The 23,241-nt window shown below is 71.4% G+C and carries 16 protein-coding genes and 2 pseudogenes; 12 read left to right on the forward strand and 6 right to left on the reverse strand.

Annotation, left to right across the window (positions count from 1 at the left end; all coding sequences use genetic code 11):
• Positions 1-5: 5 nt before the first annotated feature.
• Positions 6-1,133: an NAD(P)-binding domain-containing protein gene (locus tag ACWD6R_RS04720; RefSeq protein ID WP_451817463.1), complete on the reverse strand. Its 1,128-nt coding sequence runs from the start codon at positions 1,131-1,133 to the stop codon at positions 6-8.
• A gap of 319 nt (positions 1,134-1,452) precedes the next feature.
• On the opposite strand from ACWD6R_RS04720, the gene ACWD6R_RS04725 reads away from it, so the two are divergent.
• The 10 genes and pseudogenes from ACWD6R_RS04725 to ACWD6R_RS04770 all read left to right on the forward strand — a co-directional run bounded on the left by ACWD6R_RS04725 (position 1,453) and on the right by ACWD6R_RS04770 (position 16,112).
• Positions 1,453-2,187 carry an ABC transporter ATP-binding protein gene (locus ACWD6R_RS04725; protein WP_451817381.1) on the forward strand — a complete coding sequence of 245 codons (735 nt, stop codon included), beginning with the start codon at positions 1,453-1,455 and terminating at the stop codon, positions 2,185-2,187.
• A gap of 160 nt (positions 2,188-2,347) precedes the next feature.
• Positions 2,348-5,671 (forward strand): FtsX-like permease family protein, encoded by a 3,324-nt coding sequence (locus ACWD6R_RS04730; protein WP_451817382.1) that lies wholly within the window; start codon positions 2,348-2,350, stop codon positions 5,669-5,671.
• Position 5,672: 1 nt separating this feature from the next.
• Positions 5,673-8,390 (forward strand): FtsX-like permease family protein, encoded by a 2,718-nt coding sequence (locus tag ACWD6R_RS04735; protein WP_451817383.1) that lies wholly within the window; start codon positions 5,673-5,675, stop codon positions 8,388-8,390.
• Positions 8,387-9,355 (forward strand): ABC transporter ATP-binding protein, encoded by a 969-nt coding sequence (locus ACWD6R_RS04740; RefSeq protein WP_451817384.1) that lies wholly within the window; start codon positions 8,387-8,389, stop codon positions 9,353-9,355. The genes ACWD6R_RS04735 and ACWD6R_RS04740 overlap by 4 nt, the downstream gene beginning before the upstream one ends.
• A 304-nt stretch (positions 9,356-9,659) precedes the next feature.
• Positions 9,660-10,103, forward strand: a pseudogene (locus ACWD6R_RS04745) (helix-turn-helix domain-containing protein); the annotation flags it as partial.
• Between the two features lie 227 nt (positions 10,104-10,330).
• On the forward strand, positions 10,331-10,891 hold the full coding sequence (locus ACWD6R_RS04750) for an N-acetyltransferase family protein (protein ID WP_451817385.1): 561 nt from the start codon (positions 10,331-10,333) through the stop codon (positions 10,889-10,891).
• Positions 10,892-11,237: 346 nt separating this feature from the next.
• A complete protein-coding gene (locus ACWD6R_RS04755) occupies positions 11,238-12,116 on the forward strand; it encodes a secondary thiamine-phosphate synthase enzyme YjbQ (RefSeq protein WP_451817464.1) in 879 nt (292 codons plus the stop codon).
• Positions 12,117-12,753: 637 nt separating this feature from the next.
• A complete protein-coding gene (locus ACWD6R_RS04760; RefSeq protein ID WP_451817386.1) occupies positions 12,754-14,997 on the forward strand; it encodes a protein kinase domain-containing protein in 2,244 nt (747 codons plus the stop codon).
• A 334-nt stretch (positions 14,998-15,331) separates the two neighbouring features.
• Positions 15,332-15,418: pseudogene (locus ACWD6R_RS04765) on the forward strand (hypothetical protein); the annotation flags it as partial.
• A 52-nt stretch (positions 15,419-15,470) separates the two neighbouring features.
• Positions 15,471-16,112, forward strand: a complete 642-nt coding sequence (locus ACWD6R_RS04770) for a transposase family protein (protein ID WP_451817387.1) — start codon at positions 15,471-15,473, stop codon at positions 16,110-16,112.
• Between the two features lie 110 nt (positions 16,113-16,222).
• On the opposite strand, the gene ACWD6R_RS04775 is transcribed toward ACWD6R_RS04770, so the two are convergent.
• A complete protein-coding gene (locus ACWD6R_RS04775; protein WP_451817388.1) occupies positions 16,223-16,369 on the reverse strand; it encodes a hypothetical protein in 147 nt (48 codons plus the stop codon).
• 335 nt (positions 16,370-16,704) lie between these two features.
• Here ACWD6R_RS04775 and ACWD6R_RS04780 point away from each other — a divergent pair, with 335 nt between their 5' ends.
• Complete coding sequence (locus ACWD6R_RS04780; protein WP_451817389.1) at positions 16,705-16,860, forward strand: hypothetical protein; 156 nt, start codon at positions 16,705-16,707, stop codon at positions 16,858-16,860.
• Positions 16,861-17,292: 432 nt separating this feature from the next.
• Here the strand turns inward: ACWD6R_RS04780 and ACWD6R_RS04785 are convergent, their stop codons facing one another.
• On the reverse strand, positions 17,293-18,261 hold the full coding sequence (locus ACWD6R_RS04785; protein WP_451817465.1) for a transposase: 969 nt from the start codon (positions 18,259-18,261) through the stop codon (positions 17,293-17,295).
• A 226-nt stretch (positions 18,262-18,487) separates the two neighbouring features.
• Here ACWD6R_RS04785 and ACWD6R_RS04790 point away from each other — a divergent pair, with 226 nt between their 5' ends.
• Complete coding sequence (locus ACWD6R_RS04790) at positions 18,488-18,655, forward strand: hypothetical protein (protein WP_451817390.1); 168 nt, start codon at positions 18,488-18,490, stop codon at positions 18,653-18,655.
• Positions 18,656-18,670: 15 nt separating this feature from the next.
• Here ACWD6R_RS04790 and ACWD6R_RS04795 read toward each other — a convergent pair whose 3' ends face one another.
• From ACWD6R_RS04795 to ACWD6R_RS04805, 3 genes are read right to left on the reverse strand one after another with little or no spacing between them, the layout of a single operon-like run.
• A complete protein-coding gene (locus ACWD6R_RS04795; RefSeq protein WP_451817391.1) occupies positions 18,671-19,405 on the reverse strand; it encodes a 4'-phosphopantetheinyl transferase family protein in 735 nt (244 codons plus the stop codon).
• Complete coding sequence (locus ACWD6R_RS04800) at positions 19,402-22,665, reverse strand: S41 family peptidase (protein WP_451817392.1); 3,264 nt, start codon at positions 22,663-22,665, stop codon at positions 19,402-19,404. Before ACWD6R_RS04800 ends, ACWD6R_RS04795 begins: the two co-directional genes overlap by 4 nt.
• The gene (locus ACWD6R_RS04805) at positions 22,662-23,240 is read right to left on the reverse strand and encodes a GNAT family N-acetyltransferase (protein ID WP_451817393.1); all 579 of its coding nucleotides are present in this window, start codon (positions 23,238-23,240) and stop codon (positions 22,662-22,664) included. Before ACWD6R_RS04805 ends, ACWD6R_RS04800 begins: the two co-directional genes overlap by 4 nt.
• Position 23,241 lies beyond the last annotated feature (1 nt).

Here is a 23,241-nt window from a genome sequence, read left to right on the forward strand (position 1 = left end):
CGATGTCACACCAGAGCGGCGGTGTGCTCGTCCCCGCGGCCGACGGCGTCGTCCCCGCCGGCCTTCAGCAACTGCCTGACGGCACGCACCGCCGCCCGTCCCGCCCGATTGGCGCCGATGGTGCTCGCCGACGGCCCGTACCCGACCAAATGGATCCGCGGGTCCCGTACGGCCTGCGTGCCTTCGACCTGGATGCCGCCGCCGGGCTCGCGCAGCCGCAACGGTGCGAGATGGTCGATGGCGGCGCGGAACCCGGTCGCCCAGAGGATCACATCGGCGTTCACCGTCCGCCCGTCGTCCCACGCCACCCCGGTCGGAGTGATCCGGTCGAACATCGGCAGGCGGTCGAGTACTCCCTCCTCCCGAGCCCGCTGCACGGCGTCGGTGACAGGCAGCCCGGTCACGCTCACCACGCTCTGCGGCGGCAGCCCCCGCCGTACGCGCTCCTCCACCATGGCGACGGCGGCCCGCCCCTGGTCCTCGCCGAACTGCCCCTCCCGGAAGACCGGAGGCCGACGCGTCACCCAGAAGGTGTCCGCCGCCACCTCGGCGATCTCCATCAGATGCTGAGTGCCGGAGGCGCCGCCACCGACCACGACCACCCGCCGCCCGGCGAACTCCTGGGGCCCCGGATAGTTCGCGGTGTGCAGCTGACGCCCCCGGAAGGTCTCCCGGCCCGGGTAGCGCGGCCAGAACGGCCGGTCCCAGGTGCCGGTGGCATTGATCAGGGCGCGCGTGGCATACGCGCCCTCGGAGGTCTCGACGAGCAACCTCCCGCCGTCGCCCTCCCGCACCGCACTCACGTCCACGGGCCGGTGGACCCGCAGATCGAAGGTGTCCTCGTACGCGTCGAAGTACTCGCCGATCACCTCGGACGACGGGCGGTTGTCGTCGGCGCCGGACAGTTCCATGCCGGGCAGCGCATGCATGCCGTGGACCTTGCCGTACGTCAGTGAGGGCCACCGGAACTGCCAGGCCCCGCCCGGACGGGGCGCGTGGTCGACCACGACGAAGTCGCGGTCGGGCTCCAGACCCGCGCGGCGCAGATGATAGGCGCCGGACAGACCAGCCTGTCCGGCGCCTATCACGACCACGTCCACTTCGCGTGCTGCCCCGACCCCAAAGTTGTTCACGCTTCTACCAACTACTTCGGGCTCGGGGATCTTCCCGGTCAGCAGCCCCCTGCGATCAGCAGCGGCGCCCCGCCCGGAGCGGACGCCGAAGACCAGCGCCGGCCAGGCGGTGGCGAGCGAACAGCGCAACCCCCGTCATGGCCCAGGGCAACACCACATGCCGATGAGCCCTCAGCGCCCGAGCCGTGCTCAGCTGACGCAACCACCATGAACCCGCCCCGCCCATGCGTTCGACACGAGGCTCCTGGCGGCCGGCCATTGCCCGGCCGCATGCCCCTGCACATACTGAGCCGGACCAACTCCGTACAAGGGACTCTTCATGACCGAGAGCATCAGCTCGCACTCCGGCACGACCGTCGCAGCGGACCGGGACGGGGAACCCATGGTGCGGGTGGAGAACCTGCATCGTTCCTACGGTTCCGGGGCCGCCGCCGTCCACGCGCTGCGCGGCGTCTCCTTCGACGTCCCGCGCGGTGAACTGGTCGCCCTCAAGGGCAGATCGGGCTCCGGGAAGACGACACTCCTCAACCTGGTCGGCGGGCTCGACTCCCCCGACGAGGGCCGCATCACCGTCGGCGGCACCGATCTGGCCGGCCTCGGTGAGGACGGCCTGCTGGAGCTGCGCCGCGACCGGATCGGCTTCATCTTCCAGTCCTTCGGCCTGATCCCGATCCTGACGGCTGCCGAGAACGTCGGTGTGCCGATGCGCCTGCGCAGAACCGACCCGAAGGAGCGCGACGAGCGGGTCGAGCTGCTCCTCGCCCTGGTCGGACTCGCCGATCACGCGGCGCAGCGGCCCGGCGAGCTCTCCGGCGGCCAGCAGCAGCGTGTCGCCATAGCCCGCGCGCTCGCCAACCGGCCCGCCCTGCTGATCGCCGACGAACCGACGGGCCAGCTGGACGCGGAGACCGGGCTCGCAGTGATGGAGCTGCTGCGTGCCGTGGTGCGGGGCGAGGGTGTGACGGCACTGGTCGCCACGCACGACGCCCAACTGCTGGGCCTGGCCGACCGGGTGCTCGAACTCAACGACGGCCATATCGTCGAGCAGGTCTGACCCGCCGGCCGGAGAGCCGCATTCCGGTGTTCTCGTGCCGGAATCCGGTCACGATCCGATCAAGTCTGTGTGAGAGGGTGTTCTCCGTGCACCGCCTCTGAAAACATCCGTTCCGAAAGGGCTTTCGGGGGACGAACACAGGGCACTTCGGGGGAGACCGGTGACGAGATTTGTGTTTCTCCGTGCACGCGGACACCGGTTGCTGCTCACGGCCGCACTGCTCGCCGTCCTGCTGACCACCGCCGTACTGGCCACCCTCGCCGCCTTCGCAGGCTCCGTCGGGGACGCCGGGCTGCGTCACGCTCTGCAGACCAGGGACGCGGCTGCCGCCTCGCTGGTCATCACCACGGAAAGTCCCGGCGCGGACCGTGCTGCGGCCACGCGGGCCGCCCGGCGCGGGGCGGAGCAGTCCTTCGACGGACTGCCGGTGACCCTGCGGCAGTTCGACCGCTCGGGGCCGTACGCGCTGCCGCGCAGTCTGCAGCCACCGGCAGCCCGCAAGGGCGAACCGGACCTCACCAAGCTCGCCGTGGCGGACCGTTCACGGGTCCGCCTGTCGAAGGGCGACTGGCCCACGGCAGGACCGGGCGACGTGATCGGGGTCGCCGTGCCCGAGGCCGCCGCGAAGCAGCTGAAGCTCTCGCCAGGTCCGCGGGTGCTGACCCTCACCGACCGGCTTCTTGGTCCCGCGGTGCGGATACGCATCACCGGCACCTACCGTCCCGTCGACCGGAACGATCCGTACTGGCAGTTGGACGAGCTGGGCGGGCGCGGTGTGCGCAAGGACTCGTTCATGACGTACGGGCCGCTGCTCACCGACACCGCGACCTTCGGATCCGGCCGTATCACGCAGAACGGTCTGTCCTGGCTGGCGACCGCTGATTTCGGCACGTTCGGCGCCGACCGGATCGACCCTCTGCGCACGGCCGCGAAGAACAGCCAGAGGTTCCTCGCCGCACAGCCCGGGCTGAAGGGCGGCGTCATGGCCCGCACCTCGCTGCCCGACGTCCTCGGCCAGTTGGAGCGGGCGCTGCTGGTGTCCAGAGCGACGCTGCTGATCGTCTCGTTGCAGCTGGTGCTGCTTGCCGCGTACGCACTGCTGCTGGTGGCCCGGCTGCTGAGCACGGAACGCGCGGGCGAGACCCAGGTGCTGCTGGCCCGCGGCGCATCGCGTGGCCGTCTCGCCGCGCTCTCCGCCCTGGAGGCGCTGCTGCTCGCGCTGCCCGCCGCCGTGTGCGCACCGCTGCTCGCCGGTCCGCTCACCCGGCTGCTGGCCGGGCAGGGACTGCTGGCCAGGATCGGGCTGCACATCGACACCGGCCTGACCGCAGAGGTCTGGCTGGTCAGCGCGGTGGCGGCGCTGGCCTGCGCCGCGGCCGTGGTGGCCCCGGCGCTCACCGCGGCCGCGGCGGCACGCGGCCGCGCCCGTGCGCTGCCCGCCCCGCTGCGGGCCGGCGCCGATGTCGGACTCCTTGTCGTCGCCGCGGTCGCGTACTGGCAGCTGGACCGGCGCACCTCGGGCAGCGGTGCGCTCAGCGGTGACCGCGAGGGGCAGTTGGGCATCGATCCGCTGCTCGTCGTGGCGCCCGCGCTGGCGCTGCTGGCCGGGACCGTCCTCACCCTGCGGCTGCTGCCGCCGACCGCGAAGCTCGCCGAGCGGCGCGCGGCCGCGGGCCGGGGTCTGACCACCTCGCTCGCCGGCTGGCAGCTCAGCCGCAGACCGCTGCGCGGCGCGGGTCCGGTGCTGCTGCTGGTGCTCGCGGTCGCGATGGGCATGCTGGCGATCGGCCAGGGCGCGTCCTGGGACCGCTCGCAGGACGACCAGGCGGACTTCCGTGCCGGTGCCCCGGTACGCGTACTGGGCAGCGGCACCGTCCAGTTCGGGCAGGGCGGGGTGTACGACGGGATGCCGGGCGTACGGGCAGCGGTGCCGGCCGCCCGTACCGGTCTCGGTCTCTCGGGCGGACGCCAGGCCACCGTACTGGCGCTCGACACCGGACTCGCCGGCACGGAACTGCAGCTGCGGGACGATCTGGCGGACGCCGGCCCCGAGAGGCTGCTGGCGGCCCTGCACCCGCAGAAGACCGCACGCACCGGTGTGCTGCTGCCCGACGACACCGCGCGCCTCGTTCTCGATGTCACCCTGCGCGCCGCCGAGGACGGCCCGTACAACGGAGGGGGCACGATCATCACCCTTACCGTCGAGGACCGCTACGGAGTGCCGTACCGGCTGCAGTTGGACACACTTGCGCCGGACGGCAAGCCGCACGCGATGACCGTGGACCTCGCCAAGGCGGCCGATGCCCCGGTGGGGAGGCCGGCGGGTCCGCTGGCGCTGACCGCGGTGGAATTCGACGAGGCGGGCTATCCGGACCGGATCGCGTCCAAGCGGCTCACGATCGGCGGAATGCGCTCGATCACCGCCGATGGCGCCACCCAGGGGGTCACTGTGCCGAAGGGGCTGGTCTGGGAGGCGAAGGCAACGGTGAGCGCCGATCCCGACCCGTCCAAGAACGAGCGTCCGCCCGCGATCACCGCCGTGGGCTCGTCGGCGCGGACGCCGCTCGACGTCTCGTACCACACAGGCAGAGCGGTGTTCGACGAGTGGGGTGCCGAGCGCACGGTCACCGTCCAGGTCGCGGCCCGGCGTGCCGAACCCGCCCTGCCGGCCGCGCTGGCGACCGATCGCTTCCTCGAGTCCAGCGGCGCGAAACCCGGCTCCGTGATCGATATCCCGATGCCCGGCGGCCCCGTCAAGGTGAAGGTCGCGGGCGTCCTCCGCGGCATCCCGACCACCGGGCCCGGTGCGGGCGGCCCCGATGCGGCCGCCACCCCCGCGACCGACGGCGGCGCGCTGCTGCTCGATCTGCGGGCCGTCAACCGGGTGCTCGCCGCCCGCCCCGACTCGGCGTTCCCGCCCACCGAATGGTGGCTGTTCACCGAGCCCGGCACGGCGGATCGGGTCGCGGCGGCCCTGCGGGACAGGGCCGAGATCGATCCGACCCAGATCCAGGTGCGTGACGAGATCACCGAGGACCTGCACGACGATCCGCTCGGCGCGGGCCCGCAGTCGGCGCTGCTCGCGGTGGCTCTCGTCGCCGCGGCGCTGGCCGCGGTCGGCTTCGCGGTGAGCACGGTGGGAGCGCTGCGGGAACGCTCGGCGGAGTTCGCGGTGCTCCGGGCGCTCGGTGCCCCGCGGCGCCAGCTGGCCCGGCTGCTTGCCGCCGAACAGTCGCTGCTGATCGGGCTCGCGCTGCTGATCGGGCTTGCCCTCGGCGCGGTGCTCACCCGTGCCGTCGTACCGCTGATCGTGCTGACCGGACAGGCCACACAGCCTGTTCCGGGTGTGCTGGTGGAGTTGCCCGTCGGCCGCGTTGCCCTGCTGGTCGCGGGAGTTGCCGCCGCGCCCGTGCTCATCGTGGCGGCGCTGGCGCTGCGCCGCGGCGATCCTGCGACGGCTCTGCGCGTCCAGGGAGGCGAGTGACATGAAGGCCGCCGCCCCATGGGTCCGCACCCGGCTGCGTACAGCGCCCGGGCCCGCCGTCGCGCTGATGCTGCTCGTCCTGGTCACCTCGTTCCTCGCCGCGGCCTTCCCGCGCGCAGCGGACACGTACGAAAGCCAGGGCCTGCGCCATGAGATGAGCGGCGCCTCGCCGGATCGAAGCGCCATCCAGCTGACCGAGGAGCCGCAGTACCAGGGCAGTGCCCCGAGCGACTGGGCCGATTCGCTGCAGTTCCGTCGGCTGACCAAGCACTACCGCCAGATCCTGGCCGCCCTGCCGAAACCGCTGCGCGCCGACACCGGACAGTCCGCCTACGGAGCACACATCCTCAAGCCCGTGGCGGCCACCGACGAGTGGCTGCCCCAACTGGACGGCGGGGGCCCGGTGTTCACGCTCTTCGCCCAGGCCGGAATCGCCGAGCACTCCACACTGACCTCGGGACGGCTACCCAGAGCCACCGCGGGCTCCGTCACCCCGGCCGCCGATGCCGTGGAGGCAGCGGTCACCTCGGCCACTGCCAAGTCCCTCCACATCAAGGCCGGTTCGACCATCCATGTGCCGCGGCCCGGCGGCGCGGCCCTCGCCGTGTACGTCACCGGCATCGTCGAACCTCTGCGGCCACGGCTGAGCTACTGGTCCGTCGAACCCGTCCTGCGCACGCCGACGCGGCTCTACACAGCGGAGCCCGTCCCTCAGCCGTACTGGCACGGCGCACTGCTGCTGGCCCCCGAAGCGGCACCGGCGCTGCTGTCCGTGCCCGCGCAGTCCGAGGCCTACTGGCGTATCGCCCCCGACCTGGCCGGGGTCGGCGTCGGTGATCTTCCCCGGATCACGCAAGCGATCGCCTCCCTCGAACACGGACCGCTGCAGAGCACGTTGCGCACCACGGTCTCGCCCCTGCTGGAGATCGACTCCGACCTGGACGACGTCCTCATCGACTTCGACGCCATCCTCTCCGCCATCAACCCGGTGGTCGCGGTCGCGGCCTTCGGTGTCGGCAGCGTCGCGGGCGTCGTCCTGCTGATGGCCGGCGGCCTGGCCGCCGCGCGCAGGCACGCCGAGCTGTCCCTGCTGCGCTCGCGGGGCGGTTCGGTCCGCGGTATCGCGGGGCGGCTGCTCGCTGAGGTCGCCGTTCCCGTGCTGCCCGCCGCGGCCGTCGGCTGCGCTCTCGCGCTCGTCATCGTCCCCGAGGGCCGGATGCTGCCGCCGCTGCTGGCCTCGGCGACGGTCGCGCTGGTCGCCTGTGCCGCGCTGCCGCTGAGGGCCGCGTTCCTGCACCGGCGGCCGCGGTTGCACGGCGAACGCGACGATCTCGTACGGGCCAGACCGTCGCGCCGCCGGACCATGGCCGAACTGACGATGCTGGTGCTGACCGTGGCAGCGGTCGCCGCACTGCGCCGCCGGGGTACCGCGGACGGCGACATGGACGAACTGGTCAGCGCCGCCCCGGTACTGGTGGGTGTGATCGCCGCACTGCTGCTCGTACGGCTGTATCCGCTGCCACTGCGGCTCGCGGCCCTGCCGGTGGCGCGACGGCGCGGTGCCATCGGCTTTCTGTCACTGGCCCGTGCGGGCCGCTCCCCCGCCACCACCGCGCTTCCGCTGCTGGCGCTGCTCGTGGCCCTGACGACGGCGGCGTTCGGCGGCTCGGTACTCTCCGGTATCGCCGACGCCCGGGACCGGGCGTCCCTGCTCGCGGTCGGCGCCGATGCCCGGGTTTCGGCCGAGGCGCTGCCGGACACGCTGGCCGGGAAGATACGGAAGACGGCCGGGGTGCGCGATGTCGCGCCCGTCCACAGCGAGTCCGACCTGGACCTGCGGGACCCTGGCACCGAGAGCGTCACGCTGCTCGCCGTCGACCCCGACTCGTACGCGCGCCTCGCCCGCCGCACCGGCCTTGGCGCCTTCCGGGCCGACGAGCTGCGGAAGACCTCCGGAGTGCTGCCCGCGCTCGCCTCCCCCGCCGTCGCCGAGCGGCTGCGCGGCCGGACGACCGCGATCGGCCCGGCGGGCGGCCTGTTCACGGTCCGCGTGGACGTCGTGCGCAGCGCCACCCCTGCCGTGGGCGAAGGCGACTTCCTGGTGGTCGATGCGGCGGGCCTGCCGGGCAGCCACCCCGCCACCACGCTGCTGATCTCCGGCCCTTCGGTGACCGGCGCCGATCTCAGGGCAGTCGCCCGCACGGCGGGCCCCGCCACCGTGACGCTACGCTCCGCCGAACGGGACAGCTTCACGGACTCACCCGTGCAGAGCGGCGCCGAACGGATCTACGTGGTGGCCGCAGCGGCAGGCGCCGGATACGCCGTCCTCGCGCTGGTGCTCTCGCTGCTTCAGACCGCCCCCGAGCGGGCCGCGCTGCTGGGCCGGCTGCGCACCATGGGTCTGACCCGCCGCCAGGGGCGCCGCCTGCTGATCCTGGAGAACCTCCCGCAGGCGCTGCTGGCCGCCGTGGGTGGTGCGCTGGTCGGCTGGGCAGCGATCCGGCTGCTCGCCCCCGGAATCGATCTCGGCCGCCTTGCCCTGGCCGCGCAGGGACGCTTCACCTCGCTCGGCCCGGTACAGCTGCGTGCCGACCCGGTGAGTCTGCTGCTGCCCGCGCTCGCCGTGGTGGTGATCGCGTCGGCGGTGGCCGCGGCGCAGGCCTGGGTGACCACCCGGCGTACGACAACGACCGAACTCAGGGCAGGAGACACGCGATGACCGAGTCCCCGACCGGGTCCTCCACAGGGATCACCCTCGGCGAGCTGGAGCGCCGGGCGGCGGCCCGGCGCGACCGGCCCGAGTACGGCCACGACGCGCTGATCACCTGTGACCGTCTGGTCCGTATCTTCTCCGCGGACGGAGTCGAGGTGCAGGCGCTGCAGGGGCTCGATCTGCTGGTCCGCGAGGGCGAGTTGATGGCCCTGGTCGGCGCGTCCGGCAGCGGCAAATCGACCCTGATGAACATCCTGGCGGGCCTGGACGAACCGACGGCGGGCGCTGCGAAGGTGGCCGGCTGCGATCTGCTGACCATGGGCGCGAAGGACCGGCTGCGCTACCGGCGCGAGGTGGTGGGCTTCGTCTGGCAGCAGACGGCACGCAATCTGCTGCCGTATCTGAGCGCCGTGCAGAACGTGACGCTGCCGATGCAGCTGCGTGGCCGTACGAAGAAGAAGGCCGAGCGGGCCGAATCGCTGCTCTCCCTGATGGACGTCGCCGACTGCCGCGACCGCCGCCCGCACCAGATGTCCGGCGGTCAGCAGCAACGCGTTGCCATCGCGGTGGCGCTGGCGAACGAGCCGTCGGTGCTGCTCGCCGACGAGCCGACGGGTGAGCTGGACTCCCAGACGGCCGAGCAGGTCTTCGCTGCGCTGCGTACGGCGAACGAGGAACTCGGCACGACGACCCTCATCGTCACCCACGACCAGTCGGTGGCCGGCGAGGTCCGCCGCACGGTGGCCATCCGCGACGGCCGCACCTCCACGGAAACCCTGCGGCGTACGGAGGTCGACGCGACGACGGGCCAGGAATCGGTGGTGGCCAGGGAGTACGCAATGCTGGACCGCGCAGGCCGCCTTCAGCTGCCCGCGGAGTACACCGATGCCCTGGGCATGCGTGACCGGGTGATGCTGGAACTGGAACCCGACCACATAGGAATCTGGCCGGACGACACGACCGAGCGCTAGTGCCGTGACCGGCAGTGTTTGCCCCATGAGGAGCGTCGTCCAGTGCGTGCGATCGCAAGGCGGCCGGAAGTCCTTGGATGGGGTCTCCCCTGCTCGAACGAAGTTGAGAGCTTGGGGAAGGAACTACCAGGGCTTGTGGCCAACGCGGCGAGCGGGCGTGCTGGGCGGCGCGACGGGGCAAAGCTTGCCGGGAGGGGCACTAGGTGTATTGATCACGAGCGTTGTTGACACGAGGGCCTTGATCAAAGGCGAAGACCTCCGGTGTGGTGGAGCTGTCTAGGACTGCACCACACCGGAGGTCTTCATGTCCCAGCGTAATGCCCGGCTGACTGTTCATGGCAGGCGGCTGTTGATCCAGCGTGTCCGTTCCGGCCGCCCGGTCGCTCATGTGGCCGAGGAGATGGGGATCTCGCGGGCGACCGCCCACAAGTGGGTGCGACGGTGGCGCACGGAAGGCGATCCGGGGTGGTTCGACCGCTCGAGCCGGCCGCACACGACCCAGCATCGCACGGTCCCCGAGACGGAAACCGCTGTCTGCGATCTGCGGCAGGCCCGCAAGCTCGGTCCGGCCCGGGTCGGCCCGATCCTCGGGCTGCCCGCCTCCACGGTGCACCGGATCCTGACCCGTCACGGACTGAACCGTCTGGCCTGGCTGGACCGGCCGACCGGTGAGCCGATACGCCGCTACGAACGCAGCCGCCCCGGCGAGCTGGTGCACGTCGACATCAAGAAACTCGGCAATATCCCAGTTATTGCGAACCCACGGGGATCACGCCTGTTCTCGTATAGCTACGGCCAGGTGGCGTGCAGCTCTGTGTGAGGCTCAGGGCTTTGCGGCGGACCGGCGCGCCGCGATCAGGCGACTGTGACCGGACGAAAGACGGAGAGGCAGGGGGCGGTCGCTCCCCGTTCGGTCGGTCAGCACAGCGCCGAGCGCCCGTGTGGGCTCGTGGGGATTCGTGCGAGGATCGCGCGATGAACGATCTGAACGTCCGCCTCGCCGAGGATGCCGACCTCGCCACTCTCGTTCGCGTGCGTGACGATGCTGCCTGCTGGATGCTCGCCCAGGGCATCGCCGGCCAGTGGCAGCCCGGCGAGCTGGATGAGGACCACTTCCGCCGGATCATGGCGAGCGGCGGCGAAGTCTGGCTCGCCGAGGTTGACGACCGCGTGGCCGGGGCCTGGGAGTTGTGGTGGGAGGACGAGGAGGCCTGGGGACCGCAGCCGCCGGTGGCCGGCTACGTGCACCGGCTGATGGTGGACCGCAGCAGCGCCCTGCCCGGGACCGGGCGGCTGCTGCTGCAAGCTGCGGAACACCGCGTGGCCACCGCGGGGCGGGCGTTCGTACGTCTGGACTGCCTGGCCGGCAATGCGCGCCTGAACGCCTACTACCTGGACGACGGCTACCGGGTTGTTGGCCACAAAGCGGGCAAGCCACAGCCGGGCGGTACACCCAAGTCGTTCACACTTCTCGAGAAGACCTTGCGGGCAGGCCGCGAGGACTGTTACTCAGCGTCAGTGCTGCACGCCACCTGACGTATCTGTACGCGAACAGGGCCGCCACGGCGACACCACGGGCCGCGTCCGTTGTTCACGAGCATGGAAGGCGGTCGGAGAGTGCTTCGAGCGCCCCTGATTCGCGCTGTGCCCGCTCGTACCGGGTCCGCGTCACGGTGGAGAGGTCCCGGGCGGAATGTCTCCTTCGCCGGTCGCACCGGGCGGCCGGTCCCCGCCTGGGGGATGGGCGGTGGCCTCATGTCGGACCGGGCGGAAACGTCACCTGGAACGCTACGAACAGATCGTCACCCAAGCGCGTGAGCTGGTCGAACAGCTCACGGGCGCTCAGTTCAGGCTGGGCGATCCGGCCCTGGAGATCGAGCCGATGCGGCCGGTGGGCGGCGCCCATGAGGCGCCGGACAAGGTGTTGTTCACCGTCGAAGAGTCGCTCACGCGGTTCGCCGACGACATCGGCGTGGCCTTGTCGACATTGGGGAAGTGGCGGTGGACCGCGTCACGGTGGCCGGCCAAGAATCGGCGCAAGGGCATCTCGTTCGGCGTCTACCGGATCCTGGCATCGGTACGCGAAGACGCAGAGCGGTGGGCGTCGCCGGACGACCCGCCGTTCAACGGACGTACAGGTCAGCGCACATGGACACCGGATGGCGCGAAGCGTCTGGTCGGGCAGCGCGTCGATCGGCCGACCACGACCGATGAGAAGGTCCAGGCCGTCACCGACCTCACGAGGGACGAGGAGGGCGCCGCGATCGTCACCGCCGATCTCGGAACGTGGACGCGCCATATCGCGCCATCTCGCGCCACGAGCGAGAAGATGAGGGGCATGCCCGATGCCTTCATCACCAGCGTTCTGCACATCACGACCGGTGGCGCCGAGACGGTCACCGACCTGACGGACGACTGTGTACGGTTCCTCACCCGCGCCGCCGTCGGCCGGGACGGCCTGCTCAACATTTTCGTGCCCCACGCCACCGCCGGGATCGCCATCCTGGAAACCGGAGCGGGCAGCGACGACGACCTCCTCGCCACCCTCCACACACTGCTGCCCGCGGACAACCGCTACCAGCACCGCCACGGCAGCCCCGGCCACGGCCGCGACCACGTCCTGCCGGCCCTCATCGCACCGCACGCCACATTGCCGGTGATCGGCGGACGGCTGGAACTGGGTACGTGGCAGTCGGTGTGCCTGGTCGATACGAACACGAGCAATACCGACCGTCGGGTGCGGTTGAGCTTCATCGGTTAGTCGGTCGCTTCGGTGGGACTGCAGAGGGGAAGTCCGGCCGCACCAAATGAGCAGCGCGCGTTGCTGCTGCATGGTGGGCGAAGGCGGCCAGCGGGTTCATTGTCGCTTGGTGGTACGCGACCTCAGCCTCTTCTGACCTGCGGTGACGAATGAAATTGCCTGATGTGCGGCCTAGTTGGTCCGCTCCCGGTCCGGATCTTGTCAGGTGGTCGCTGGTGATCGGGGGCCGAGGGTTGGCCGGAGTGCTTCCGCGGTACCACGTGGCACAGGTTGTAGATCGTGTCTTGTGCGGTCCAGGTGCTCCATGTGAGGTGCGTAAGCGCAGGTCAGGTCATTGTGGTCCAGAGGCGTCGACGCTGTTGGTGATACGCGTGTGAGAGGTCACGAACCCCCGTCGGCTTGTGCCGACGGGGTTTCTGCGTGTGGCGATGGGCCGCATCGTGCGGTGTTCCACGACACGACGACGCCCCGCCGTGCTCTTGGCGGGGCTTCGTCGTGTGCGGCACGGGAGCAGCCCTGGGCTCCCTGTTCGTCACCCGCTTTGCTCTGCCGTACTGCCCTGCGGCTAGTTTGTGTGCAGGACAGGTACGCAGGCCCGTGGTGGCAGAGGTGCACGGGGGACGGGAGGTCGGGAAGAGTGTCGCTGCGCGGAGGTGATCCAGCCGAGATCGGCGGTTATCCGCTTGAGGCGCGGCTCGGCTCGGGTGGCATGGGAACGGTCTTTCTGGCCCGTACGAGTTCGGGGCGACCTGTCGCGATCAAACTGATCCACCAGCAGTTCGCGGGGGATGACGAGTTCCGCATCCGTTTCCGGCAGGAGGTGGCGGCGGCGAGGCGGGTGAGCGGCGCTTTCACCGCCGCCGTGGTCGACGCTGCCCCTGAGGCCGAGCAGCCGTGGATGGCGACGACCTATATCGAGGGGCACACGCTCGCCCAGCGCATCGCCACGAAGGGCCCGCTGAACGGAGCGGAGCTGAGGAGGCTCGCCATCGGGCTGGCGGAGGCGCTGCGCGACATCCACCGGGTGGGGGTCGTCCACCGTGACCTGAAGCCCTCGAACGTCGTGCTCTCGCCCGAGGGCCCGCGCGTCATCGACTTCGGCATATCGCGCGCCGTGGACCAGCAGACGCTGACGATGACAGGGCGGGTCATCGGTACGCCGCCCTTCATGTCGCCGGAGCAGTTGCAGGCGCCGCGTGGTGTGGGGCCGCGGTCCGATGTCTTCTCGCTGGGGACGCTGCTGGTGTACTCAGCGACGGGCCACGGGCCCTTCGACGCGGACAGCCCATACATGACGGCGTATCAGGTGCTGCACGAGGAGCCGTCGCTGGGTGCCGTGCCGGTGGCTTTGCGCGCGGTCGTCGAGTTGTGCCTGGACAAGGAGCCCAAGGGGCGCCCCTCGGCGGACGAACTCCTCGTGCTGCTGCGGGACCTGCCGGCCGACCTCGGGGGGACCGACGCGAACGGGGTTGGCGCGGGCCGTACCCGCGACGTGATCACCCAGCATCACTTCGCGGCGCGGGCCACCCCGGCGCCGACTGCCCCGACCACCGCCCCGGCCGGTCCCGATACAGGGAGCACTGGCACCCCCATCGGCCGCCGTCTGCGTCGCCGATGGCGGCCTGTGCTCGCGGCCGCGGTCGCGGTGGCAGCGATCGGCGGGGGAGTCGCCGCACTGAAGGCGGGCGGCTTTGGCGGGAACAACGGCGGCGACAAGGGCAGCAGCGTTGCGGCGCCGGGTGCCGCACTTCCGGACGGCTTCGAGCCGTGGCGCAAGACCGTGCAGGGCGGTCGCGAGGACATCCCCGACGAGCTGCGTTGCGTCGCGCGCGGCGACGCGCTGTTCTGCGGGGGCGGCGGTGTTGTCGCGACCCGTATCAGGGCCCTGGACGGCTCGCGGGTGTGGACGGCGAAGAGTCCGGGCGTCCCCGTCCAGGGCATGCACCTGGTGGGCGCCACCGACGACACGGTGCTCGGTTACCGCTTCGCCGCCCAGGACGCCCCGCAGGACCCTCCCAGCGAGGTGGTGGCCATCGACGCGAACAACGGCCGGGAGCTGTGGTCCGTACCGTCCGGCGCCCAGTCGACGGCCGTCACGGGTCGGACTCAGGACGCCATTGTGGTCGGCTCCGCCGTCGTGACGGTCGACGCTTCCAACTCCCGCTTCGAGGCCCGGGACGCGCACAGCGGTGAGGTCACCTGGACGACGTCGTTTCCCGCGGGTACGCAGTGCGCTCCCGTCCCGGTGGGCCCACAGCTCTTCGCGATGTGCGCGACGGATGCGGAGGTGGATGCCTCAGAGGTGCGCCACCCCACCCTGCACACGGTCGACCGCGCCTCGGGGACACTGGGCAGGCCCGTCGCGGTTAACGGCCCCGCCGTGCCGATGGGCGTCGCCAACGGCAGGCTCGTACTCCTTCAGGGGCACATGGAGGGAACGGCGCTGGCCGGCTACGACGGGGTGGCGCGGGTCGACCCGGCCTCGCGGAAGGTCACGTACTCCCGACTGGCCAAGACATACGCGGGGACGCCCGGCATGGCGGACGGCACCGTCTACGTGAGCGGGCAGACCGGTCTCGTCACAGCGCTCGACCCCGCGACCGGCCGGAAGAAGTGGTCGCGGCAGACGGGCGTGGAGGGCGCGTCGGGTCCCGTTGCGGGAGCGGACGCGCTGTATTTCAGCTCGGCCACCGGCCGGGTGGTCGCGCTGTCGCCGTACGATGGCAAACCCCTGTGGACAACAGATCCGCAGGCCGACGGTTTTACGGGCGAGCAGGGCGCAAGCCCGCGCGTGACCGTTGCGGGGCGTGCGGTGATCGTGGCCGCGGCCAAGAACACTCTCTTCGCCTTCGACGCGCAGAAGCCGCCGAAGTCGGGCTGACCCCGGCGGCACCGGACGCCGGCCGCCTTCCTTGCCGTGCGGACACCTCAGCGGCTCACTCGGTGGCCCACGCAGCGAGGTCGCGTCTTGTGCGAGTGCGCCGCGCCCGTAGCGTTTCTGGTGCTAACGAGCTCGTGCATGGTTGGCGGTGGCGCGTCGGGACGTTGATCATGGTCGGTGTGTGGTGGGGAACCGGGCACGTGCAGCAATCATCCGAAGCCAGCGGATCACGGGCCTCACGCCCGATGTGATTATTGAACTCGTAGCCGAGAGCGGCCCGTTGTGGCACGAGCGGCATCAGCCCGCGTTGGCCTCACGGCCTCGTTGCCGAGCGGTGAGTGCCGGGGCGAGACACAAACTGGTCTTCATCGACCGCCTGTTGGCGACCCTGGTCCACCTCCGCCACGGCGCGCCCCACGGCGTACTGGCCTGCTGGTTCGGCGTTGATCGCTCCGCCATCACGCGCTCAATCGGTGAAGTGCGCCCCTCTGCTGGCCCAGCGGGGCTGCACTGTCACCCCCGATGTCCGGCTGCGCTCGCTCGCCGAGGCAATCGAACACCTCGGTGCGAGCGGCCAGACCGGGATCATCGACGGCACCGAGATCCGCGTCCGAAGACTCGCCGCCGGGCGCAAGGACCGGGAGAAGTTCATCTCCGGCAAGAACAAGCAGAATGCCGTCAAGTCCATGGTCGTCACGGACGCCGAGGGACGGCTGCTGTTCTGCAGCCCGGCCGAACCGGCCAGCTGCGCGGACATCACCCACGCCCGCCAGTTGGGCCGTGTCAGGCTGTTGGCCGACGGGCCCGCCGTGGAGATCCTGGCCGATGCCGGCCACCAGGGACTCGGTGCGCAGACGGGCGGGCGCGTGGTGACACCACCGCACCGCAAGTTCAAGAAGTACCCGCCCGAATGGTACGAGCAGATGCATGAACGCCAGTGTATGGCCCACTCGTCACGCCGCATCGTCGAGCACGGCATCGGGCATCTGAAGAACTGGCGCGCTCTCGCCCGTCACCACGGCCGCCGCGAGCACATGAGCGACATCATCCAAGCCGTCGCCGGGCTCCTCTCCCGCCAGCAAACCGCCACCATGCGCAGCGGTGTGCGAACGTGAACACGACGGCCAATCCGCGGCCCTCGACGCGCCACCGCCAACCATGCACGAGGTCGTAAAGGCTGTCCCGTAAGTGCTGTTCATCTCCAACGGGAGACTGCCTGCGGCGGTCAGCAGAAGTTGAGATCGACGTCCTCGTCCAAGCAGTACTTCATAACGGTGACCAGTTGGTGGACGTCGTCGATGCGTCGCCGGAGGAGGGGGTCGCTGTCCTCGTGCTGCCGTTGGTCGATGATTGCTTCCAGCCTGGGCAGCATGGCCGCGCATTGAGCGGGCGGGAGAGAGCCGTCGTCGTCTGGGTGGTCGAGTAGCGATACCAGTGCGGTCCCCACCGAATCCGTTCATCTCAGTAAGGGTGAATCCCTCTGCCTGGGCCAGCCACTCCCTGAACATGTTGACGCCGGTGCAGGACCAGGAGATGTCCGGGCTGGTCACGTCGTCGTCTCCGGGGGAGAGCATGAGCCCCATCCTGTTCCGCCTCCCAGTTTCAAGATGCCTCTGTGATGCGCGGCATCTCCGGTGGCGATCATGATTGGCTTCGTATACGGAGTCAACAGCCGTCCTTCCGAACGGTGCTGAGAAGGAAGGGGCCATGCCGCAGATCGCGATCACCAACACCTTCTGGGAGGGCGTCGACGGGCTCGACAGGTCGGCCCGAGCCCGCGTTGACAAGGCAATGGCCGAGTTCCAGCAGCTGATGGTTCTGCAACTCCAGGCGGTCAAGGGCCTGCAATTGGAGTTTTGGTGAGCTCGCGACGCGCGGATGCAGACCCTCCCCGTCGACGGCGGGCTGCGGATCGTGCAGTCCTCGGCGACGGCAGCGACCTCTTCGTCTTCGTCCACGTAATCCCCCACGATCCGGGAGGGCCACCGACGTCACCTGCAGGAGGATTGTTGCCAGGTGACCAACGCGCCGTCCGCTAGTTTCGGTCCCGTCTAACGTTGGGCCGCCCACATCATCAACTCGACGGGCGGAGCGGGCATGGGCTTGCCGGGACTCAATACCCCGTTGCCGGGGGCGAGCCGATGTGGGAGACCTGGAGGAAGCCAGAATCAGGAGCCTGACGCTCCGGCTGGCGATTTGCGAAGGGCTGGACGCCATGGGAGACGGGTACAGATCTTCTGAGGGTGCGCCGCATGTCGCGGACCTGCTGCGATGCGACAGGGCCTCGTCGGGGTGCTAGCCGACTCTGGTGCGCAATTCTCCGGTGCGGTGGTTCAGGTTGCGAGTCGGTAGCTGAGGCGGGTGAGGTTGCTGGTGCGGTTGCGGTCCAGGGGGCGGGCGGTCCAGTGGGCGTCGAGGCGGATGATGTTGATCGCGGTGGCGGAGAAGGCGTGCTGGAGACGGACTTTCGGTAGTCCGCGGTAGCGGGCCCGGCGGTTGCCGGTGATGTCGAGCCTGGTTGATGGTTCCTTCCACTCCGGCCCGCAGGGCGTACTTGTCCTTCCAGGTCTTGGTCTTCTGTTCGGTGCGGGCGGCGGCGAGGGCGGTGTGCAGGTGCTCGGGGTAGAGGGTGAGCATGCGGTTGCCGCGCCGGGCCGAGGTGCACTCGGGGCGGACGGGGCATGCCTGGCAGTCCGTCCTGGCGAACTCGACGACGATGGCGTCTCGTTCGCGTTGTCGCACCGGGTGCCATCCGTTGCTGGTGTTGCGGGAGTGACCATGACGGTTCCCTGGCTGCGGGCGGTCTCGATCAGTTCGGCGGAGGGGTAGCCGGAGTCCAGGTAGTGCTCGGCGGGCCGCAGGCTGCGGTCGGCGAGCTGCTGCTGGATCGGCGCGGTGGCCTTCACGTCCGGCACCGTCGACAGGGTGGTGGTCACATCCGTGATCAGGTTCGGCCGTGCCCCGGCTTCGGCTTCGGCTTCGGGAGGAGCGTCGTCGCAGGTCTCGGTGAGGTGGACCTTGTAGCCGAGCCAGAACAGGTCGTCGCCCTTGGCGGACCAGCGGGCGTCGGGGTCGTAGGGTGAGGCGAGGCGGAGATGGCCGGGCGGGACGCCGTCGTCGTCGGCTTCCCGCTTGCTGACCACCTCCTTGCCCCGGCTGCTGGTGCGGACGATGTAGGTCTGTACGAGGACCTGGCGCATGATGTCCACGGCCCCGATCTCCCGCAGCCAGGCCGGCGCGTCGGGCGACCAGACAGCCCGGCACAGCTGAGCGCGTCCTGGCCGTAGACCTGGGACAGCTGGTCGCGCTTGACCTTGGAGCCGGGCAGTTTCCAGCTGTCGACCCGGGGTCCGTAGCGGTGGGCGAACTCGGGCACGTCCACGGCCCGTGCCAGCCAGTCCGGTGCCGCGACCGACAGCGCCTCCAGCGCGGCCCGCATGCTCTCCCCGGCCAGCTCCAACCGGTTCAAGTCCCTCACCGCGCTGACCACATGGGTGGAATCGGTGCGCTGCTTTCCTCCCGCGGCCACCAGCTCGGCGTCCACGCAGTGCTGAAGGAGCCCGTCGAAGACGATGCGCTCCATGCCGTTGTCGACCAGACGGGCCCTGAACCGGGGCAGCACGCTGTGGTCGAAGCCGGTGTCCGTCTGACCGGGTGACCGCTGCCGGACGCGTCAGAAGTCCAGGTCCTCCGACCGGTGCCGGAGCGCGGTCAGCGGCTCGGAGGTGGCGAGCGCCGCGGCGTGACCGGGCGGCGCCGGGAGGTCGGTCAGCCAGGGCGCGGAGAGGGGCCAGTCGGGGACGCCCGGCGCGGTGGCCCGGGGGCCGGCGACGTCGATGAGGACGGGCGGGGCGGCGAGGCCGTGCCCGGTGAGCTTGATGGCGGCTTCCTTGCGGGCCCATGCGGTGAGGAAGGCGGCCCGGCGGGCGTCGTCGGGGAGCCTGATGTGGGCGCGGTGCTCGGCGGAGGTGAGGGCGGTACGGGCGAGACCTTCCAGGTCGCGGTGCGGGGCGACGGTGTCCAGGTCCGCGCCGACGCGCCCCGAGCCGACCACGGCGATCAGGAGCCACTCCTCGGAGTGGGAGACCGAGTAGTCGAAGGGAGCACCGGGGACGCGGGGGCGGCCGTGCGAGGGATGGTCACAGCGCTCGCAGGCGCGGACCGCGTGGACGGTCTCCGGGGGGACACCGAGGTAGCGGGCGGTGATGAGGCGTTGCGCGGCGCGGGAGGTCACGAGCGAGGTGCCGGAGGGTGTGGCGCCGAGCAGGGTGAGACGGTCGCGTTCCCGGGAGGAGAGGAGCGGTACCCAGGCGGGACGGTGACGGATGGGCAGGAACCAGATGTCGCAGACGCCCGGGGCGGGCGGGGCGAGCGGAGCGGTTGTGGCGAGGGTGGGCCCGGAGGTCATGGGGTGTCCTGGGGGCGGCGGGCACTGGGCACGAGAGACGGGTGGCCGTCCGCGTGCGGGGCGGGCGCGAGGACCGGGGCGGTCAGGGGCGGCAGGGAGCCGAGCAGGTGGGTGACAGCCGCGGAGAGCTGCGGGTCGGGGTGCGGGAGGTCTGGTCCGGCGGGCGGCAGCTCGACGGTGATGTCGGGTTCCACACCTCGGTTCTCCAAGCCCGTTCCGACACCGGTGAGGTGGTAGCAGAACTCCGGCTGGGTGGTGAGGGTGCCGTCGACGAGACGGTGCCGGGGCCACGTGGCGATGGTGCCTCCCCAGGTGCGGGTGCCGATCAGCGACCCCAGGCCGCGGGCGCGGAACATGTGACCGAAGATCTCGCCGTCGGAGCCGGTCTGCTCGTTGACCAGCGCCACCATCGGGCCGTGCGGCGCTTCCAGCGGGTACGGCACCTCGCCGCTCCAGCGGCTGTGCTCGACCCCGGCGCGGCGGCGGGCGAGCCGGTCCAGGATCATCGGGGAGGCGCTGCCCCCACCGTTGTGGCGGACGTCCACGATCAGCCCGTCGTGGTCGAGGCCGGTGAGGAACTGGCGGACGAAGTCGGCGTACCCCGTGTGGAACATGTCGGGTATGTGGAGGTAGGCCAGCCGGCCGCCGGAGGCGTCGTCGACCCAGCGGCGATTGGCCTCCACCCACTCCACGTACCGGGCGCGTCCCTCGTCGCGGGCCGCGCGCACGGTGACCCGCCGGGGGGCCGCGCCGGGGCGCAGCACCGTCAGCTCCACCTCACACCCGGCCAGTCCGGCAAGCGGTTCGCCCGGGCCGAGCGGGCCGACGGGGTGACCGTCGACAGCGACGACCTCGTCGCCGGCGCGGATGTCCACGCCGGGCAGGCCGCAGGGGGAGGTGGCCTCCGGGTTCCACGGCTCGCCGCGGACGACGCGGGCGATCCGCCAGCCACCGCCGGGCCCGGTGGCGGGCTCCCAGTCGACGCCGAGGAGGCCGGGGCCCCCGCCGGGACCGGGCGGCCGGCCGTGGTCGCCGCCGCGCTCATAGGCGTGCGAGGTGGCCAGTTCGCCCTGCAACTCCCACAGCAGATCGGAGAGTTCGGACCGGGTGGCGACCCGTGCGAGCAGCGGGAGGTAGCGGTCGTGGACCGCCTCCCAGTCGACGCCCGACATCCCGGAGTGCCAGAAGCCCTCCTTCTGCAGCCGCCACGCCTCCCGGTACATCTGCCGCCACTCGGCGGCCGGGCGGAAGGGGACGGTCACCCGGGCCAGGTCGATCCAGCCGGTCTCGCGGCCGGGCGGGGAAATGACGTTGTCGTAGTCCTCGACGTCGGTCCTGGGCACTCCGGCGGGCACCACACGGATACGGTGCTCGTGCCGGTACAGCAGGAACGCGCCCGAGGGGTCGGTGTCGGTCTCGTCGACCGGGGAGAGGTAGTCCTCCGTGGTCTCCCCGGTGGCGAGCTCGACCAGGGTCACCGTGCCCTCGCGGGTACGGCGGCGGTCCTCGGGCCCGTCGGCGGCCGGGCCGGCCAGCGGCACGCCGAGCACCAGCACGGATTCGGGCAGGCCGCGCACCGCCGCGTACCGGCCGTGCGGGAGCGGCAGCGCAACGACGCGGCCGTCCACCCCGTCGAGGTCGATGCGTACCTCCACCGGCTGCTCGCCGTCGACCTCCGGGGCCGGTGCGCCGGTGAAGGGCGGGGGCGTGCCGGCGGTGAGGAGGACGGCGTAGGGACGGGTGCCGAGGGGGAAGCCGACGTCGAACTGGACCTGGTCGTACTCGGGCAGCAGGTCGCGCTGGCCGAGGAAGTACAGGTAGCGGCCCAGCGGGTCGAAGGCAGGGGCGAAGTCGCGCAGCACGGGGGAGGTGAGGTGCGCGGTGCGGCCGGTGGCGGGCTCGGCGACCTTGACGGCGGTGGTGCGCCGCGTGCCCGGGAAAGTGTACGCGAGCCAGCGGCCGTCCGGTGACCAGGCCAGGTCCTCGATCCTGTCGTACGGGCTGCTGTCCAGCAGGCGGGGCTCCGGGTGGGCCGCGTCGGTGTCGACGCTCCACAGCTGCTGCCGGTTGGTGGCGAACGCGACCTGCCCGCCGACGGGGGCGGCGGCCAGGTCGGTGACGTAGCCGATGTCGCCCAGCGGCAGGGAGTCGAGCTCCGCCCCGCCCTCGGCGGGCAGCAGGACGAGCCACTCGCCGGGGGCGTCGTCCCCGGCCGCGGCGACCAGACGGGTTCCGTCGGCGAGCCATTGCGGCAGCCGGTAGCGCACCCCGTCCGGGGCGCCGTGGCGGCGGACCGGGCCGTCGAACGGGGCGAGGGTGAACACCTTGCCCCGGGAGGCGACGACGAGACGGGAGGCGTCGGGGGAGAGCCGGGCATGGTCGAGGTCTCCGGCGGCGGACACGATCCGGCGCTGGTGCTGCGCACCGGAGGGGGTGACGGTGACCGGGACCGGACGGTCGCGGCCGTCCGGGTCGAGCAGACGCAGCCGCGCGCCGTGGTGGTAGATCAGCCGCTCTCCGTCGCCCGTCAGCCCGCGGACGTAGTAGTCGGTGTGGTGGGTGTGCCGGGTCAGGCCGGAGCCGTCCGGGCGGCAGGAATGGACGTTTCCGGTGCCGTCGTGGTCGGAGACGAAGTAGATCCGGTCGCCGACCCAGCACGGGAACGCCCGGTTGCCCGGGGGGAGTTCGAGGCGGCGAAAGGAGCCGGACCCGTCGGCGTCCACCCACAGCTCGCCCGCCGCGCCACCCCGGTACCGCTTGCGGCGGGCCGGGTCGGCGAGGGAACGGCCGATCACCACCCCGCCGTCCGGGCCATAGGCGACGGAGGCTGCCGGACCGGCCTCCAGCAGACGCGGCGGGCCGCCGCCGGGGCCGACCGCGAACAGCCGGCGGCCGAAACCGGTGGGCAGCCCGGCGGTCGCCGCGTAGACCACGTCGCCGGTGCGCGGATGCCAGCCGAGGACCAGGCAGTCGCCGGCCTGGCTGGTGAGACGGCGGACCGAGCCGCCGCCGACGGAGATCACACACACCTCCGGCGTGCCCTCGGGAGCCGCGGTGAACGCGACTAGACGGCCGTCGGGGGACAGCCGCGGCCCCGAGCACGGCCCGGCCCCGCCCGCGGTGAGCCGGCGGGCGGGGCCACCGGCGGCGGGCACCGACCACAGGTCGTCCTCGCAGACGAAGACCACCAGGTCGCCCACGAGGGTGGGCTGCCGCAGATAGCCGGACCCGTCGGACGGGGCCGCGGCGGGCGCGGTCACGAGGCGGTCCGGCTTCGGATACGGTCGGCGATCTCCCGCCGGCGGCGCGCGGCCTCCTCGGCGCGCTGTCGCACGTCCTCCTCGTCCTCGGTCCAGTAGCAGGCGGTCCGCCACTCGCCGACCGTGTAGGAGTCGTACGCGCAGCGGACCTGCCGCTGCTCCGCCAGCTCCCGGGCCGCCACCAGCATGGTGTTGTGTTCGAGGACCTGGCTGATCACCACCCGCATGTTCAGCTCCTCCCGCACATGGGTGTGGGCGGCGGCCACCGCCGCCGCGCCGAACGGGCCCCGGTGGCTGGGCAGCACGCCGAAGGACAGTTCACAGGTCTGGCTCCGCCAGTCGATGGAGGTGATCCAGGCGAAGCCGATCGGATCCCCGCCCCGCCCGCACATCGTGAAGAACCGCCACTCGGCCTGTTCCTCGGTGATGGTGCGGTGCTGCCGCTTCGTCAGGGCGTCGTCGGAGCTGCTCACCGCGAAGTCGGTGAGATTGGCCTGGAACCGGGACTCGCGCAGCAGTGCGGTGCGCAGCGGGATGTCCGCCTCGGTGAAGTGGCGGACGGTGACGAGCGCCATG

It is taken from the genome of Streptomyces sp. NPDC005151 (assembly GCF_053599875.1).